The following is a 15562-nucleotide window of genomic DNA, read 5'->3' as shown; positions in this document are numbered from 1 at the left end:
CTAGCGGCCCGCGAAATCTGGTTTACGCTTTTCAATGAAGGCATTCATGCCTTCCTTCTGGTCGGCCGTGGCGAACATCATTTCGAACAGGCGCCGTTCCATCAGGAGGCCCGTGTCCAGTGCTGCGTCGGCCCCTGCCAACGTGACTTCCTTCGTCAGGCGTATGGAAATCGGTGGTAAGCTCGCGATCTTGCGAGCCATCTCTAACGCGCGATCCAAGACCGCATCATCGGGCACGACTTCGCTAGCTAGTCCCATGGTGAAGGCGTCCCGCCCTGAAATCGGTTCTCCAGTCAGAACGAGTTTCATCGTTTGGTATTTGCCGATAGCGCGGACTAGACGCTGCGTGCCGCCGCCGCCCGGCATGACGCCGACACAGACTTCCGGCTGGGCGAACCGCGCGTTCTCGCCGGCTACGATGATATCTGCGTGCAATGCAAGCTCGCAGCCTCCGCCGAGTGCAACGCCGCGGACTGCAGCGATGACCGGTACCGGGCATGATGAGATGACGTTCCAGAAGCGTCTCACATTCCGGTTCATAATTTCTACCGGCGTGTCGTCGACGATCTCCTTGAGGTCGGCACCCGCCGCGAAGGCTTTGTCATCTCCGGTGATAACGATGCAACGCGCGGTCTCGTCGGAGCTGAGTTCCTGGAAATGGCTTGCGAGTTCTTTTCTCAGCGCAGTGTTGAGCGCGTTTCGTGCATCCGGGCGGTTCAGCCGCAGCAGCTTCACACCTTCGGATGGTTCTTCGCGTAGCACGAGCGCCATAGTTTATTGCCTCCCAGCTTATGATTTATCGTGATGATATCGCTTTCGGGCGAGGCTATCGGTCCAATTTTTATTCAGCCAGTGGATTTGCCGAATATTGTCCATTCGATTTGGTGATGATGCGGGAAATTAAAGCCTCTGGCAGAGATCGAGCAGGGACTGCCGCAGCCATTGGTGGCCGGGGTCCTTCTCCATATTTTTGCTCCAGATCAGGAAGATCGGGATCTTGGGGAAGTCTATTGGCGATTTGAGAACTTTGACCCGGAAGTGCTCCATGTAGAGCATGGCCATCCGGCGCGGCAGGGTGCAGATGAAGTCCGTGCTTTTCACGATCAGCGGCATCGAGATGAAGTGTGGGACGTGCAAGGCGCGATTGCGGGTCAGGCCGCGCACGGCAAGCTCCCGGTCCACCATCGGGGATTTCTGTTCAAGGACCACGTGGGGCAGCGAGATGTACTGTTCCAAGGATAGCGTGTCACGAATGGTTGGGTGATCGACCCGGACCATGGACACCAGTTCGTCCGTCATAAGATGCTGATTTGTAAAACTATTGTCCCTGATCCGGAAGTAGTCGATCACGAGGTCGATCCGTCCATCGCGCAGTTCGTCCTGCAGGGCCAGGCTCTGTTTGAGCCGCACATGCGCCTTGGTATTTGGTGCGACGCCAGTCAGCCAGTCCATGAAGCGCGGGGTGATGACGGCTTCCCCATAGTCCTCAGCAGCGATTGTGAAGACGCGGTCTGATTGGGCGTAGTCGAATTGCTCAGGGCGGTCGCGTAGTGCGCTTGTGATGAGGTCGAGGGCTTGGCGCACCTCCTGGATCATCTGCCGGGCACGTAGCGTTGGGGTCATCCCTCGCGGGGTCCGGAGGAAGAGTTGATCATCAAGAGTGGCGCGCAGCCGGGCCAATGCGTTGCTTACGGCAGGCTGACTCATCGCCAGCTTATCTGCAGCGCGCGTCAGATTTCCTTCGCTGTAGATGACCTCGAAGACGAGCAGAAGGTTCAGGTCGATCGCTCTTAAATTCATGTGCTGAATAATGGTGATTATGGAGTTCAATTAGATTTATAGCATGGCCGCTCCTACGCTCCTTTTCAACCGACAAAAATATGTCGTCCCAGCCAAAAGAAAACGCGGGCGACGCAAAGGGATGAAGGGAGGGTTGGCGTGGCGGAAGCGATTTCGGCTGTAGGTGTCGTTGGTGCGGGGGCCATGGGCCGGGGCATCGCGCAGGTCGCTGCAGTCGGCGGCTACGAAGTTATCCTGATTGACTCCAAGCCGGGCGTTGCGGAAGACGCCAAAGGTTTCATTGCGAAGCTTCTCGCGCGGAGCGTCGAGAAGGGCCGGATGGAGCAGAAAGATGCCGAGATCGTGGTTGGACGGATCACGACCGCGGAGAGCCTTTCCCAATTGAACGGCTGCGATCTCGTCGTTGAGGCGGTGATCGAAGACCTAGATGTGAAGCAGGCGCTGTTGGCTGAATTGGAGGGGATCGTTCGCAGTGACTGCATCCTCGCGAGCAACACTTCGTCTCTATCTATCGCAGCGATTGCCGCTAAGGCCAAGGCGCCTGAGAGAATTGCGGGCTTCCACTTCTTCAACCCTGTTCCGCTCATGCGCCTTGTGGAGGTCATTGACGGCATTCGCACCGCGCCATGGGTTTGCGAAGCGCTGATGGAAGTCGGCCGGCGGATGGGGCGTGAGCCGGTACGGGTGAAAGATGCGCCGGGCTTTCTCGTCAACCAGATTGGGCGTGGATACACCATTGAGGCAGCGCATGTGGTTGATGAGAGCATCGCGACGACCGAAGATGTTGATCGGGTCATGCGCGATCTCGTCGGCTTCAGGATGGGCCCGTTTGAGTTGATGGATCTGACCGGGCTGGATGTAACGCATCCGGCGACCGAGCTGATCCACCAGCAGTTCTTCTTCGAACCGCGGTACCGTCCTTCGCTATTGATGGCGCAGCGCACGGCGGCCGGCATTCTCGGACGTAAATCGAATGGTGGCTTCTATCTCTACAAAGATGGCCAGCCCATTGGACAGGACGAGCCGGCCGCGCCATCGACGCTCCCTTCCAGCGTCTGGATCAGTCAAGCCAACCCGGATGGTGCGCGTGCGATTTTGGGCGCACTCGAAGCAAGTGGCGTTAAGGTTGAAGCTGGAGAGCGTCCCAGCGATAGCGCGCTGTGTCTGGTTGCGCCACTTGGTGATGATGCCACGACAACCGCTCTTAAAGAAAACCTCGATCCGGCCCGGACCGTTGCGGTCGAAACGCTGTTTGCGATGGGTCGCCGGCGCGTCATCATGCCAACACCCGCAACGACAGCAGAGATGCTGGAGGCAGCTCAGGCCGTGCTTGCAGCCGGCGGGATATCAGTGACCGTTCTTCGTGATAGTCCGGGTTTTGTCGCACAGCGCATCGTGGCGATGATCATCAACATCTGCTGTGCGATTGCGCAATCAGGCGGCGCTTCTCCTGAGGATGTCGATAAGGCGCCGACCCTTGCGCTCAACTATCCGGCTGGTCCGCTCAGTCTTGGTGACCGGATCGGGCCTCAGAAGGTCCATCAGATTCTGAGTGCGTTGTTCGCGACCTATGGCGATCCGCGTTATCGCCCGAGCCCTTGGCTGACACGCAGGGCGCGGCTCGGCCTCTCATTGAAAGCACCGGAACGGATGCCCGTCTAAACGACGGCGAGAATAGCTGACTGATTGAAACAGGGAACGACCCAGGAAACGACTATGCTGGATGCCTATTTATACGACGGATTGCGGACCCCTTTTGGACGCCATGGTGGAGGTCTTGCTCCTGTCCGACCTGATGATCTTCTAGCGGGCGTGATCCGCGATCTTGCTGAGCGCAATAACGGTGCTGTCTCCAAAGTGGAAGACGTTGTCGTCGGGTGCGCTAATCAGGCGGGCGAAGACAGCCGGTGCGTTGCGCGCCATGCGTTGTTGCTTGCTGGATTGCCGATCGAAGTAGGTGGCACTGTCTTGCAGCGCAATTGCGGGAGCGGGCTTGGTGCTATTGCAAGTGCCGCTCATGCGATCACTGCTGGAGAGGGTGACCTTTTGTTGAGCGGTGGCGTTGAGAGCATGAGCCGTGCTGCATTCGTCATGAGCAAGGCCGATTCTGCTTACAGCCGGAACATTCAAATCTTTGATTCAGGTGTCGGTGCGCGGTTTCCGAACAAAGTGATCGAAAAGACCTTCGGCGCGGATAGCATGCCGCAGACGGCGGATAATCTCGCGGAAGAGCATCAGATCTCGCGCGAGCAATGCGATCGCTTCGCGCTTCAATCGCAACAGAACTATGCGCGCGCAGAGGCTGAGGGATACTTCGAGGGCGAAATCGCGCCCGTAAAGATTCCACAAAGGCGCGGAGATCCCAAGATTGTCGCCAAGGATGAACATCCGCGTGAGACGACGATGGAAGGGCTGCAAAAGCTCAATGCGATACATGCTGGAGGCGTTACGACTGCCGGCAATGCCTCGGGCATCAACGATGGCGCGGTGGCCTTGTTGTTGGGGAGCCGGGACGCGGGCGAGAAGCTGGGGCTTACGCCGAAAGCGCGCATTCTCTCGTCAGCTGTTGCCGGCGTCGCTCCACGGATTATGGGGTATGGTCCCGTGCCAGCGTCAAAGAAGGCGCTCGAGCGCGCGGGTCTCACCATCAACGATATGGATGTCATTGAAGTCAACGAGGCGTTTTCCGCTCAGGTGCTGGCATGTCTCGCCGGCCTCGGCGTGGACTTTGAAGACAAGCGTGTCAATCCGAACGGTGGCGCGATTGCGCTGGGACATCCGCTCGGTGCATCGGGACCGCGCATTCTTCTGACTGCGGCACGTCAGCTTGAACGTACCGGTGGCCGGTACGGCCTCATCTCCATGTGCATCGGCGTCGGTCAGGGCATTGCCGTCGTTATTGAGCGCACCTGACGCCGATACCGGGAGGATCGACCATGACAGTGACGGACGCCGTAAAGCCCGAAGCCTCAGAGAATTTCTCCGAGTTCACCAATCTTGGGGCAGCATTTCAGTGGGAAGACCCCTTCCGACTAGACGAAGAGCTTAATGACGAAGAACGCTTAGCTCGCGACAGTGCTCGGCAATACGCGCAGAAGTCGCTGATGCCGCGCATTCTGGAAGCCAACAGGACTGAGACCTTTGATGTTTCCGTCATGCGGGAGATGGGCGAACTCGGATTTCTCGGCGCGCCTATCGACGGCTACGGATGTGCGGGTGTGAGCTACGTCACGTATGGCTTGATCATGCGAGAACTGGAGCGTGTGGACACTGCTTTTCGCTCCGCGTGCGGGGTGCAGACCACGCTCTCTATGACGCCGATTTACGCCTATGGCAGTGAAGCGCAGCGGCGGAAGTATCTGCCGAAGATGGCGACTGGCGAATTGCTCGGCTGTTTTGGATTGACGGAGCCCGATCACGGCTCGGATCCGGGCAGCATGAAGAGCAGGGCGAAAAAGGTCGCCGGCGGATATAGGCTCAGCGGCAGCAAGATCTGGATCACACACTCTCCGATTGCGGATTTGATGGTGGTGTGGGCTAAGGACGATGACGGCGAGATTGGCGGCTTTATTCTCGAACGCGGCATGACCGGGCTCACGACGCCGAAGATTGAAGGCAAATTCTCGGTTCGCGCATCGCCGACAGGCGAGATCGCGATGGACGATGTTTTCGTTCCGGATGAAAACCGCTTGCCCTACGCCAAGGGGCTCAATGCGCCGTTCGGCTGTCTCAACAATGCAAGATTCGGAATCTGCTGGGGCTCGATGGGGGCTGCCGAGTTTTGCTGGCATGCTGCCCGAAGCTACGTGCTGGACCGCAAGCAGTTCGGGCGTCCGCTGGCGGCCAATCAACTCGTACAGAAAAAGCTCGCCGACATGCAGACGGAGATCACGCTCGGTCTCTTGGCGTGCCTTCATTTGAGCCGGTTGCGCGACCGTAAGCTGGCATCACCCGAAATGCTTTCGCTGCTCAAGCGCAATTGCGCCGGGAAGGCCCTGGAAATCGCGCGGGTGGCGCGTGACATGCACGGCGGAAACGGCATTTCGGACGAATACCACGTCATCCGGCACGTCATGAATATGGAGACTGTCAACACGCTCGAGGGCACGCACGATATCCATGCCTTGGTGCTGGGTCGGGCGCAAACCGGCATTCAAGCCTTTCGCTGAAGAGAAACAGCAATACTGACCGTTGGTCCACAACCGGCAGGGGAAACATGAAGACGTCATTGAAGCCGTTGGTGAAGCCAAACGCGATTGCCGTGGTCGGCGCTTCCTCGGATTTTCGCAAGGTGAGCGGCCGGCCCGTCAAATGGCTGATCGAGAAGGGCTACAAGGGGAAGATTTATCCGGTTAATCCGAAGGCGCAGGAGATCGGCGGGCTTCCGGCGATCGCGTCGATCGATGACTTGCCGGATGGTGTTGACCTTGCTGTCGTTGTGTTGCCGGCTAGCGGTGTCGTGCAAGCGATCCGCGATCTCGGACGAAAGGGCGTTCCTGCTGCGGTCGTCTTCGCCTCTGGGTTTTCCGAGATTGGGGAAGAGGGCTGCAAGCTTGAGGCCGAGCTACGTGAAGCGGCGCGGGCCTCCGGCGTCAGGATCTGTGGTCCCAACTGCCTTGGTCTCTTCAATGCTTTCGAGCGCGTGATTGCATCCTTCAGCCAGTACGTGAATGGCGAAGTTCCGGCTGGTCCGATCGCGTTCGTTTCGCAGTCGGGTGCGTTTGGTACGGCGATTTCCGCATTGGCACGCTCGCGCGGTTTGGGGCTTGGGTATTTTGTCAACACGGGCAATGAAGTCGATGTGACCTTTGTCGATGCAATGCGCGAGGTGATCGAAGATGAACGTATTCGCGTCGGTGCGGGATATATCGAGGGACTGAAAGATGGTCCCGGGCTATGTGATCTTGCCGATCGCGCGATGGAGCTCGGTAAGCCGCTCGTGCTGACGAAAGTGGGCCGCACGGGAGCTGGCGCGCGAGCGGCGGCCTCACATACGGGATCTCTTGCGGGCGAAGACATCGTTTTCGATGGTGTTGTTCGTCAGAAGGGAATAATCCGTGCGCGCAACGAAGAGCATATGCTCGATCTTGTCGAGGTGCTCTCTTGCTGCGACCTGCCCGAAGGGGCGGGTATCGGTATTGCTACCCAGTCCGGTGGTGCCGGTGTGCTAATGGCTGATCGTATCGAGGAGCTGGGGCTTTCCGTTCCGCGCCTCAGCGATGCGACCCAGGCGAAGATACAAGAATGCATTCCTGGCTTTGGTGCGACAGCCAACCCTGTCGATGTGACTGGGCAGTTTGTTGCCGATCCCAAGATCCTGAGTGAAAGCGTCCTGCATATGCTGGACGATCCGGACGTTGATGTCGGTATCGTGTGGCTCCAGCTTATGGAAGGGTTTGCCGATACGTTGGTCTCGCTGTTCGAAGATATCAAAGCGCGTGCGACCAAGCCCTTCATTGTGGCGTGGGTTGCGGCACCGGATGAGGCTGTGAAGGCTTTACGCAAACGCGGGATCGCCGTGCTGCGTGGTGCGGAGCCGGCTGTTGATGCCGTTGTCGGTTTGATCCGTTTTGCTGAAGCGCGACGTCAGTGGTCTGCGGATCGTGAGGTGCGGGCGAAGCAGCAGCTTGCGCAGGTGGTTATTCCCTCGGGGGATGGTCCTTTGTCGACCGTCGATGCCGTTCGCGTTCTGAAATCTGCCGGTGTTTCGATTGTTCCCACCGAGTTCGCAGCGAGTGCGGAAGAGGCGGTGCATGCAGCGGAAAGTGTCGGCTTTCCGGTCGTTATGAAAATCGAGTCTGCAGACATCCTGCACAAAACGGAAGTCGATGGCATTCGTCTGGGGCTCAAGACGGCGGAGGATGTGCGTAGCTGCTTTGCGGATCTGGTTTCGTCGGTTGCACAGAAGCGCCCCGATGCAAGTATCGATGGCGTGGTCGTGCAGCCGATGTTCAAGGGCGACGTCGAGGTCGTTATCGGTCTGCAAGATGATCCCGTCTTTGGAAACGTCATCATGGTTGGTCTTGGTGGCGTGCTCGTTGAGGTGCTCAAGGATGTGGCGTTCCGCAAGTGTCCGCTCACGCCTCGCGATGCTTCCAACATGATCGATAGCCTGATGGGCGCGGCGATGTTCGGCGCGTTTCGTGGACGCCAGGGGATCGACCGGGATGCGCTCGTCGCGATGCTCTGCCGCGTTTCCGAGCTGGGTGCGGCGACGGAAGGCGTTCTGCGGGAGTTAGACCTTAATCCGGTGATGCTGACAGGCGAGGCTGCTGCCGCCGTGGATGTCGTGATGGTGCGCCATCCTCGCCAAGTGACTTCAGTGTCGGATAGCAAAGCATCGTCTGGGCTTTCCGCCGCCGCTTTGATGGAGAAATGACGCAAGCTGCTTGGCCAATGAGGTCGAGGATGCTTAGGGCTCACTTTATGTGGCTGCACTATTCATCAATTGCATGAGGCAGATATCGATTATCGATTAGACCAATGATGTGACCAATTTTATGGTTGGATGTAATCTTATAGAATTGGAGGTTTTTACACGGACGCGCTGAAATCTTTCACACAATAGGAGATTGGACGAAGAAGCCAAAATCTCCACGGAGGAAACCCAAATGACGAATGCAATTAAGACAATGATTGCGGCTGGTGCTCTTTTATTGGGCGCAAATGCAGTCCAAGCAGAGAATTACAGTCTGATCTCCGCGCCATTTGGCAGTGGCTCTTATATCCTAGGCTCCGCTCTCGAGCAGATTGTCAGTAAAAACCATCCAACAATTCGCATTAGTCACAGCGAGAGCCCAGGCTTTGCGTTTAATCACGTGAAGCTGCAGAAAGAGCCTGATCTCCGTAAAACCATGATCATTGGATCAGGACGTGGCGTCAGTACACTGGCTGTGCGTGGTGAAGAGCCGTTTAAAGAAACGCTTCCGCCCGTCAAAGCTATCGCGAACTACAATCTGGGCAGCTATTTCCTCGCCACTCTCAATCCCGATATCAAGTCGGTGGCCGACCTGAAGGGAAAGCGGGTCGCTCTGGGCCGCAAACCGCAGATCAACTGGACCATTCAGCCTGAGCGGTTGATGCGCGTCGGTTGGGGTTTGGGTAAGGACGTTCAGATTGAGTATCTAGGTGTGCAGGAAGCCGCCGCCGCGCTGCTCGATGGACAGGTGGAAGCGGCTATCGTTGGTGGCTATTTCGATCCGCTCACGAATACTATGGTTCTTTCTCCGCAAACGACCGAGTTCCTCGCTTCGGGACGCAAGGTCTATTTCCTTCCGTGGGGTGGGGATGCTGTGAAGAAGGCACAGGATTCCGGGATGCCCATGGTGGCTGTGACTATCCCAGCGGAAGCTCTGCCTGGTCGCGATGAGCCGCTTGACGGTTTTGCTGACACGATTTCCTGGACAGCTTCGGAAGAGTTTCCTGAGGAAGCGATTTACCAGATTACGAAGCTGATCATCAATCATGTCGGGGAGTTCAAGAACTACCACGCACTCGGCAAGCTGATGTCGCCAAAGGCTCTCATGTATGGCTGGGAGCCGAGCGAACTGCATCCTGGTGCGCTGCGGGCTTACAAAGAAGCCGGACTGATCGACTGAAGCGCTTCTGATGGGTTGGACCCGGCAATAAGCCCCGCCGGGTCCAGTTGATTAGCCTTCGCCCATTCCGCTCACCTTCGCCGAAAGGGCAAGCTGATGAGCATGTCAAAAATACTCGACTACATCATCGTCGCCGTAGGGATTGCCGCGTTCGGCTATCACATGCTGACGACGCAGGTGCTGATGGTTGGCTCCTATGAGCATCAGACAATCCATCTGATGTTTGTGGTGACGCTTATTTTTCTCGGTGCCGTGCGATTGTCGACATCAGTATCGGCGCGGCTCTGGTATTTGAGCATGCTCGGATTGGGGTTGTTTGCGACGGCCTACATCTATTTGAATTTGTCTCACCTGGAAATGGTGATCGGATTTCCAGAAACAATAGACGTGATCGTCGGCGTCATATTGATGTTGGTGGTTTTGGAAGGGACGCGTCAAGCGTGGGGAAACATTATGCCCTGCGTGATTGTTTTCTTTGTTGCCTATTTCTTCCTCGGTCAGTATTTGCCCGAGCCGTTTTATCATCGTCCGTTTAATTTCAGCTATGTCGTCTCTTATTTGAGTGTTGGTCTTTCTGGTATCTACGGGAATTTTTTATCTATTTCCGCAAACTATGTTTTTCTTTTTGTTATTTTCGGAGCGCTGCTGGAGATTCTCCGAGTTCATGGCCTGTTTCGCGAACTGGGGCAGGCCGCCGGACGCGTATTCCGGGGCGGGCCTGGCCAGACCGCGGTGATATCGAGTGCCATGGTTGGCACGGTCACCGGCGCGGCCGTGGCGAACGTCGCGATCACGGGCGCCTTCACGATCCCTTATATGAAACAGACGGGCTATAAGCCCCACATTGCGGCAGCGATTGAGGCCACGGCGTCAACCGGCGGCCAGCTCATGCCTCCCGTGATGGGCGCTGCGGCGTTTCTGATGGCCTCGTTTATCGGCGTGTCCTACGCAAGCGTGATGGCAGCCTCGCTTATTCCAGCGTTGCTCTATTTCTGGGGTTGTATGCTGAGTGTGCAGCTCATTGCTGTCCGCGAAAATATCCGTGCTCCGCGCGCACCGATCGACGTGCGGCTCATCTTTCGACGGTTACCGCTATTCTTAATCCCTCTCGGCGTTCTTGTCGTTATGCTGCTTATGCAGTACTCGGCAAACCTCGCCGCGTTTTGGGCCATCATCGTTGCCGTTGTGTTGAGCTATATCTCGAGCGACACGCGTCCGACCTTCAAGGAGCTAGCGGAGTGTCTGTCGCGAGGTGCTGTAATCGGCGCGCAAATTGGTATTGCGCTAGCGGGCGTCGGCATGATGGCGCAAGCGCTTATCACGACCGGCATGGGCACCAAAGTTGCGAGTGTGGTCGAAATGTTGAGTGGCGGGAGCCTCGCGCTCGCCCTGGTCATCACGATGATCGTGTCTATTATTCTCGGACTCGGTATTCCAACCAGCGCAGCTTACGCGCTTGTTGCGATTGTGGTTGTGCCCGTGCTGATCGAGATGGGAGTAACCCCCATCAGTGCGCACTTCTTTGCGTTCTACTTCGCGGTCGTATCTGCCATTACGCCACCTGTTGCGCTGGCATCGTTGGCTGGTGCGGGCATAGCGGGGGCCGACTATGTGAAGACGTCGCTCTACGCGTTTATGATTGCCCTGGCGGGATTCATCATTCCGTTTCTGGTGGTCTATAATCCCGTGCTCGTTCTTGAGCCGGATGATTGGGCGCACGGTGTATTTGCCCTGATCGCTGTGCCGATTGGTATGTCGACATTGGCCATGGCCATCTTTAATTGTGCGCTTACGATGTTCAGTTTGTACGAGCGCGTGTTGGCCATCGTCTCAACGGCCCTGATCGTAGCATTCCTGGTTCTTCGCCACGACAGCGGTTTGCCGTTCGAGTATCCAGTGCTTGGGATTGGCTTGTTAATTTTTGCTGTCCTCATGATGGGGCAGATGCGAAAAAGGAAAGCTGAGACCACTGCTTTGCCAAAAGCGCAGCCTATCGGTCAATCTTATGCAGAGCCTGATCCCACACGGTAGACGGTACAACGAAGTTCGTACCGCTAAGGCTATAGACAGACACGTGTTTCTTGCGTTGAGATGGGCGACATACGGGGAAACCTGTTGCCCTCTCTCTTAACGTGGAGCTTTTCTATGAGACTTGTGTTCGCTGCCGCCGTCGCGCTGTCATTGGTTCTGGGTGTGACGCAAAATGTATTCGCTGCTGACGATGAGCTTTCTCCGTACGGAAGTTCGAAGAGTGATATGCATGAGTATCCTATGATCAATGCGGTGTTTGATGCCAACTACACCGATCCCAACAATCTCAACATGCTCTATGCCTTCGTGAAGAACACGATGAAGCCGCTCAAGGGCAAGATGGTCGTCGTGACTCACGGTCCCGAACTCCGGGCGTTCGCTAAAGAGAACTACATCAAGTATCAGGGCCTTATGGATAAGATGAAGGAGCTCGCCGACGCGGGTGTCGAGTTCCGTATGTGCAGCAACGCACTAAAGGCAGCAGGCTACAAGCCAGAAGATTTCCATGGGTTTGTGACCGTTGTTCCGGCCGGTTTTCCTGAAATCGCTTTGCTGCAATCAGAAGGCTACCGCTACATCAATCCGCTTCCCTATTCGCCCAGGGACGTTCGGTATCTTGATCACCCCGAAGCGAAAGCACAATGAGTGCGGATTGATGCCTGGTGCGCTTCGTACCGGGCATCATCCTAAATTACTTATGAAGCTTTGGCTGGTTCCGCGCTGAAGGACAGGTCGTGGTCGGTGGCGAAATGAGCCATCGCCCGTTCGGCCAGCGCTGTAATGGTCAGGAGCGGGTTGACGCCTAACGAGCGGGGAATAATCGATCCATCGATGACGTAGAGCCCCCGATGGACGTCGGTTGAGCCACTTGCTCCTGCGTCGAAGACTTGCCCCTTGTGATTTACGACGCCTGTGGTGCAATCCTCCGCCATTGAGCATCCCCCAAGGGGATGTGCCGTCGCCGGCTGGTGGCCCATGACTGTGCCTGCCAAAGGATTCTTTACGTATGATCCCCCGGCGTCGCCCACGATTTGCGCGAGCGCGGCATCGATGCGGGTGTAGACGGGTTCATCCTTTGCGCCAGGCCACGAGAGGCTCAGGCGATCAGAGTCCAGGATAAAGCGGCCGGAAGCGCTGTCATGCGATACGGCGAATATTGTCTGTAGGTGCGCGAAGGGACCTCGATATACTCCGCTGACCAAGCTTTTCAACGCGCCGAGGATGCGGCCATTCGGAACGAACATCACGGGTAGGATTGGAGCTAGCGCTGATGGCAGGGCTCCGTCCTGAACTGTGAGTTCGTTTTCGAGGGTTTCAGCGTCGCGGACTTCAAGCTGCCCGGTTACGGATGGTCCGACGGCAAAGTCCTCAAGCTTGGGGGGATGGCCAATCCCCACGGCATTTACTTTCGCCTTCAGCCCATAGCCAAAGGCGATGATGTCGCCATTCGCCGAGAAGCGGTGACCCAGGCGGTCTGACACGGCGAGGCCTTTGGCTGCTGCACGGAGTAGAATTTCTGTAGAGCCTAGAGTGCCGGCTGCAAGGATGATGACCGGGGCTGAAAGTTTGAAGCCTTCCTTCTGTCCGTCCTTGCGAAGGTCTTCGACATGCAGTTGCCAAGTGCCGTCTGACTGCTTTTCCAGGCTACTAACCTTGGCGTGCGTAAAGAGTTCGGCGCCATGCGCGACGGCGTCTGGTAGATATGTGACGGCCACAGTCGTTTTGGCGCCAACATTGCAGCCCGCGCAGCAGTCGCCGCATGACGTGCAGGCGGCTTGCGTTCGTCCCGCAGCGTTGATGGTTTCTGAGAAACTCACAGCGACCGGTGTCTCCACCATCGCGTGCCCGAGGCGGTCTGCGGCGGTTTTGAGTGCGTTGAATTTGGTCATGCTTGCGGCGCGAGGATCTTTGGCTGGGCGCAGCCAGTTTTGTGCGCGGACATAGCCCTCCTGCAGCCAGCCGTCCTGCCGAAGCTCTTCGGGCCATGCGTGATCTTCGAAGACACGCGCGGTTGGGCGCAGGGCGACGCCCGCGTTGACAAGGGAACCGCCGCCGAGGCCGCATCCCACAAGTATGTGCATGTGCTCGCCGAGGCGCACGTCATAGAGGCCCGTCGGCGAGCCCGTGCGCACACTTTTACCGGTGACTTGGAGTTCGTTTTTTAGGTCGGGAAATCGGTTGGGAAATTCCCCCGTCAGCACTTCGCGTCCGCGTTCCAGAACGGCGACGCGCTTTCCTGTACGGGCTAAACGGGAGGCCGAGACGCCACCCCCGTAACCGGAGCCGACGATGATGACATCGTAGCAGGGTTTGATTTCGCTGAGGGGTTTGGAAAGACGTGTCATTCGTCAAATTGGTCCTGGTCGGAAGAGCGACTTGGCGCGCGAAACCGCCGCCTTAGGACGCTCATTCACATAGTGTTTGCCTATTGCGAGAACATCCATCCCGGTGCGTAGGAAGCAAGAGATGGCATGTTCAGGCCGTGCAACAATGGGCTCGTGCCGGTTGAAGCTGGTGTTGAGCAGAACGGGTACGCCTGTGATCCGTTTGAAGGCATCGATCACGCGATAAAAATGGGGGTTGTCTGTGGCGGAGACGGTCTGGATACGCGCTGTGCCGTCAACGTGAACGGCAGCGGGGATGATGTCGAGCTTTTCTTCGCGGACCCATGGCGCCATCGTCATGAATGGGTCGGGTTGATCGATGTGGAAGTACTCTGATGCGTGCTCTTCCAAAACTGCGGGTGCGAATGGACGGAAAGGTTCGCGGTGTTTTATTTTCCCGTTGATGACAGCCTTTATCTCTGCACGCCGAGGATCGGCCAGGATTGAACGATTGCCGAGGGCGCGGGGGCCGAGTTCGAATCGTCCTTGAAAGAAGCCGATGATTTTACCGTCGGCGAGATCGCGGGCGAGGCGTTCGTAAAGCTCGGTTTCTTCCATGATCTCGGAGGGCACGCCCGCCTCTTCGAGTTCGTGGGCGATATCGGCGTCGGCATATTCCATACCGAGTGATGCGTGGCGTAATTCGTAAGAACGCGGTTTTCCAAGTGTTTGGTGGTAGTGCCACAGAGCGCTGCCGAGGGGAGCGCCGGTATCCGACGCGCAGGGTGGAACCCAAACGCGCTTCATTTCCGTATGTTCGAGGATGCGGGCGTTGGCGACACAGTTGAGCGCAAGGCCGCCTGTAAAAACCAGGTTGCGCGAAGGGAAGCGCTTTTCCATCTCGCGTACGACATGGATGATCGCTTCTTCAGTTACGGTTTGTAGCGCATGGGCAATCGCCAGGTGGCGGTCTTCCAGTAGTTCGCCGGTTTTGCGCGGTGGGCCGAAGACATCAAAGAAGCGCTGCTTGAATGGTTTCAGCTCGCCGAACGTTCGATAGCTGAAATAGTCGAAGTTGACGCTATAACGTCCGTCCGGTTTCAGGTGGATGACGTCGCGAAAACGCTCCACGTAGCTGTCGTCGCCGCAGGCTGCGAGCGCCATTACCTTGCCTTCGTCGGAAAAGCCACCGAAGCCCAGGTATTGGGTCAGAAACGTGTAGACGAGGCCCAGCGAATTGGCCATCGGCTCATGCCAATGACGCTCAATGTTATTGTTCCGTCCAGTGAATATCGTCGTGGCAGCGTCATCGCCGAAGCCATCCATAACGAGGATGCTCGCCTCTTCGAACGGTGAAACGAAAAAGGTCGCCGCGTGCGACTCATGGTGGCCAACGCCGATAATCGGCGGCAAGGGAATGCGGTCTTGTGTGAGCCGTTTGAGCTTGCGACGGAGAACGGCAGAGACGCGCACGATTTCATTACGCTGGGGCGTATGAGAACGCTCTAGCAACAGTGCTAGGCTCATAGGAAGATGGCTGGTGATGGCGCGTGCAAATGTTCTGCGCAGGCGCTGTTCATCCCAGGGCGTTGTGATGACGTCGATGCTGCGGAGATCGGCGATATCATCGCCAAGAGCTTCAACAAGAGCGTGCCGTGGAAAAGCTTTCGTGTGCTTTTCGCGGTTGAATCGTTCTTCCTCGACGACAAGCAATGGCTTGCCATCCTCGATCAGGGCGAGGCCGGTGTCGTGAGTTGCTGCAACTAGCCCCAGGATTCGCAAGCCGCTGTCACACCGTCGTTCACATGG

The 15562-nt window shown here is 57.1% G+C and carries 11 protein-coding genes; 7 read left to right on the top strand and 4 right to left on the bottom strand.

Features of this window, described 5'->3' with window-relative positions; all coding sequences use genetic code 11:
• Together BLS30_RS16220 and BLS30_RS16215 are read right to left on the bottom strand one after the other, a co-directional pair.
• Positions 1–771: an enoyl-CoA hydratase-related protein gene (locus tag BLS30_RS16220; RefSeq protein WP_046476762.1), complete on the bottom strand. Its 771-nt coding sequence runs from the start codon at positions 769–771 to the stop codon at positions 1–3.
• Between the two features lie 129 nt (positions 772–900).
• Positions 901–1800 carry a LysR substrate-binding domain-containing protein gene (locus BLS30_RS16215; RefSeq protein ID WP_046479920.1) on the bottom strand — a complete coding sequence of 300 codons (900 nt, stop codon included), beginning with the start codon at positions 1798–1800 and terminating at the stop codon, positions 901–903.
• Positions 1801–1938: 138 nt separating this feature from the next.
• Between BLS30_RS16215 and BLS30_RS16210 the strand changes: the two genes are divergently transcribed.
• The 7 genes from BLS30_RS16210 to BLS30_RS16180 all read left to right on the top strand — a co-directional run bounded on the left by BLS30_RS16210 (position 1939) and on the right by BLS30_RS16180 (position 12074).
• A complete protein-coding gene (locus BLS30_RS16210; RefSeq protein WP_210184057.1) occupies positions 1939–3462 on the top strand; it encodes a 3-hydroxyacyl-CoA dehydrogenase in 1524 nt (507 codons plus the stop codon).
• A 54-nt stretch (positions 3463–3516) separates the two neighbouring features.
• Positions 3517–4713 carry an acetyl-CoA C-acyltransferase gene (locus BLS30_RS16205; RefSeq protein ID WP_046476760.1) on the top strand — a complete coding sequence of 399 codons (1197 nt, stop codon included), beginning with the start codon at positions 3517–3519 and terminating at the stop codon, positions 4711–4713.
• A 23-nt stretch (positions 4714–4736) separates the two neighbouring features.
• The gene (locus BLS30_RS16200) at positions 4737–5969 is read left to right on the top strand and encodes an acyl-CoA dehydrogenase (RefSeq protein WP_090230386.1); all 1233 of its coding nucleotides are present in this window, start codon (positions 4737–4739) and stop codon (positions 5967–5969) included.
• A gap of 47 nt (positions 5970–6016) precedes the next feature.
• Positions 6017–8179 (top strand): acetate--CoA ligase family protein, encoded by a 2163-nt coding sequence (locus tag BLS30_RS16195; protein ID WP_090230383.1) that lies wholly within the window; start codon positions 6017–6019, stop codon positions 8177–8179.
• A 232-nt stretch (positions 8180–8411) separates the two neighbouring features.
• Positions 8412–9398, top strand: coding sequence for a TAXI family TRAP transporter solute-binding subunit (locus BLS30_RS16190; protein ID WP_046479916.1), 987 nt, complete (start codon positions 8412–8414; stop codon positions 9396–9398).
• Between the two features lie 96 nt (positions 9399–9494).
• The gene (locus BLS30_RS16185) at positions 9495–11429 is read left to right on the top strand and encodes a TRAP transporter permease (RefSeq protein WP_244512494.1); all 1935 of its coding nucleotides are present in this window, start codon (positions 9495–9497) and stop codon (positions 11427–11429) included.
• Positions 11430–11543: 114 nt separating this feature from the next.
• Positions 11544–12074, top strand: coding sequence for a DsrE family protein (locus tag BLS30_RS16180; protein WP_046476755.1), 531 nt, complete (start codon positions 11544–11546; stop codon positions 12072–12074).
• Between the two features lie 50 nt (positions 12075–12124).
• Here the strand turns inward: BLS30_RS16180 and BLS30_RS16175 are convergent, their stop codons facing one another.
• Entirely contained in the window at positions 12125–13774 is a 1650-nt protein-coding gene (locus BLS30_RS16175; protein ID WP_052743673.1) for a GMC family oxidoreductase N-terminal domain-containing protein, read from the bottom strand.
• 3 nt (positions 13775–13777) lie between these two features.
• Entirely contained in the window at positions 13778–15535 is a 1758-nt protein-coding gene (locus BLS30_RS16170) for a carbamoyltransferase family protein (RefSeq protein WP_046476754.1), read from the bottom strand.
• Between the last annotated feature and the right edge of the window lie 27 nt (positions 15536–15562).

It is taken from the genome of Filomicrobium insigne (assembly GCF_900104305.1).
GTDB lineage: Bacteria > Pseudomonadota > Alphaproteobacteria > Rhizobiales > Hyphomicrobiaceae > Filomicrobium > Filomicrobium insigne.
The sequence above is the reverse complement of the archived record's forward strand: the minus strand, read 5'-3'. Positions and strand labels throughout refer to the sequence as shown.

Coding starts and splice junctions, on each gene's coding strand:
- BLS30_RS16220 (WP_046476762.1), bottom strand. CDS start 771: ATGGCGCTCGTGCTACGCGAAGAACCATCCGAAGGTGTGAAGCTGCTG.
- BLS30_RS16215 (WP_046479920.1), bottom strand. CDS start 1,800: ATGAATTTAAGAGCGATCGACCTGAACCTTCTGCTCGTCTTCGAGGTC.
- BLS30_RS16205 (WP_046476760.1), top strand. CDS start 3,517: ATGCTGGATGCCTATTTATACGACGGATTGCGGACCCCTTTTGGACGC.
- BLS30_RS16200 (WP_090230386.1), top strand. CDS start 4,737: ATGACAGTGACGGACGCCGTAAAGCCCGAAGCCTCAGAGAATTTCTCC.
- BLS30_RS16195 (WP_090230383.1), top strand. CDS start 6,017: ATGAAGACGTCATTGAAGCCGTTGGTGAAGCCAAACGCGATTGCCGTG.
- BLS30_RS16190 (WP_046479916.1), top strand. CDS start 8,412: ATGACGAATGCAATTAAGACAATGATTGCGGCTGGTGCTCTTTTATTG.
- BLS30_RS16185 (WP_244512494.1), top strand. CDS start 9,495: ATGAGCATGTCAAAAATACTCGACTACATCATCGTCGCCGTAGGGATT.
- BLS30_RS16180 (WP_046476755.1), top strand. CDS start 11,544: ATGAGACTTGTGTTCGCTGCCGCCGTCGCGCTGTCATTGGTTCTGGGT.
- BLS30_RS16175 (WP_052743673.1), bottom strand. CDS start 13,774: ATGACACGTCTTTCCAAACCCCTCAGCGAAATCAAACCCTGCTACGAT.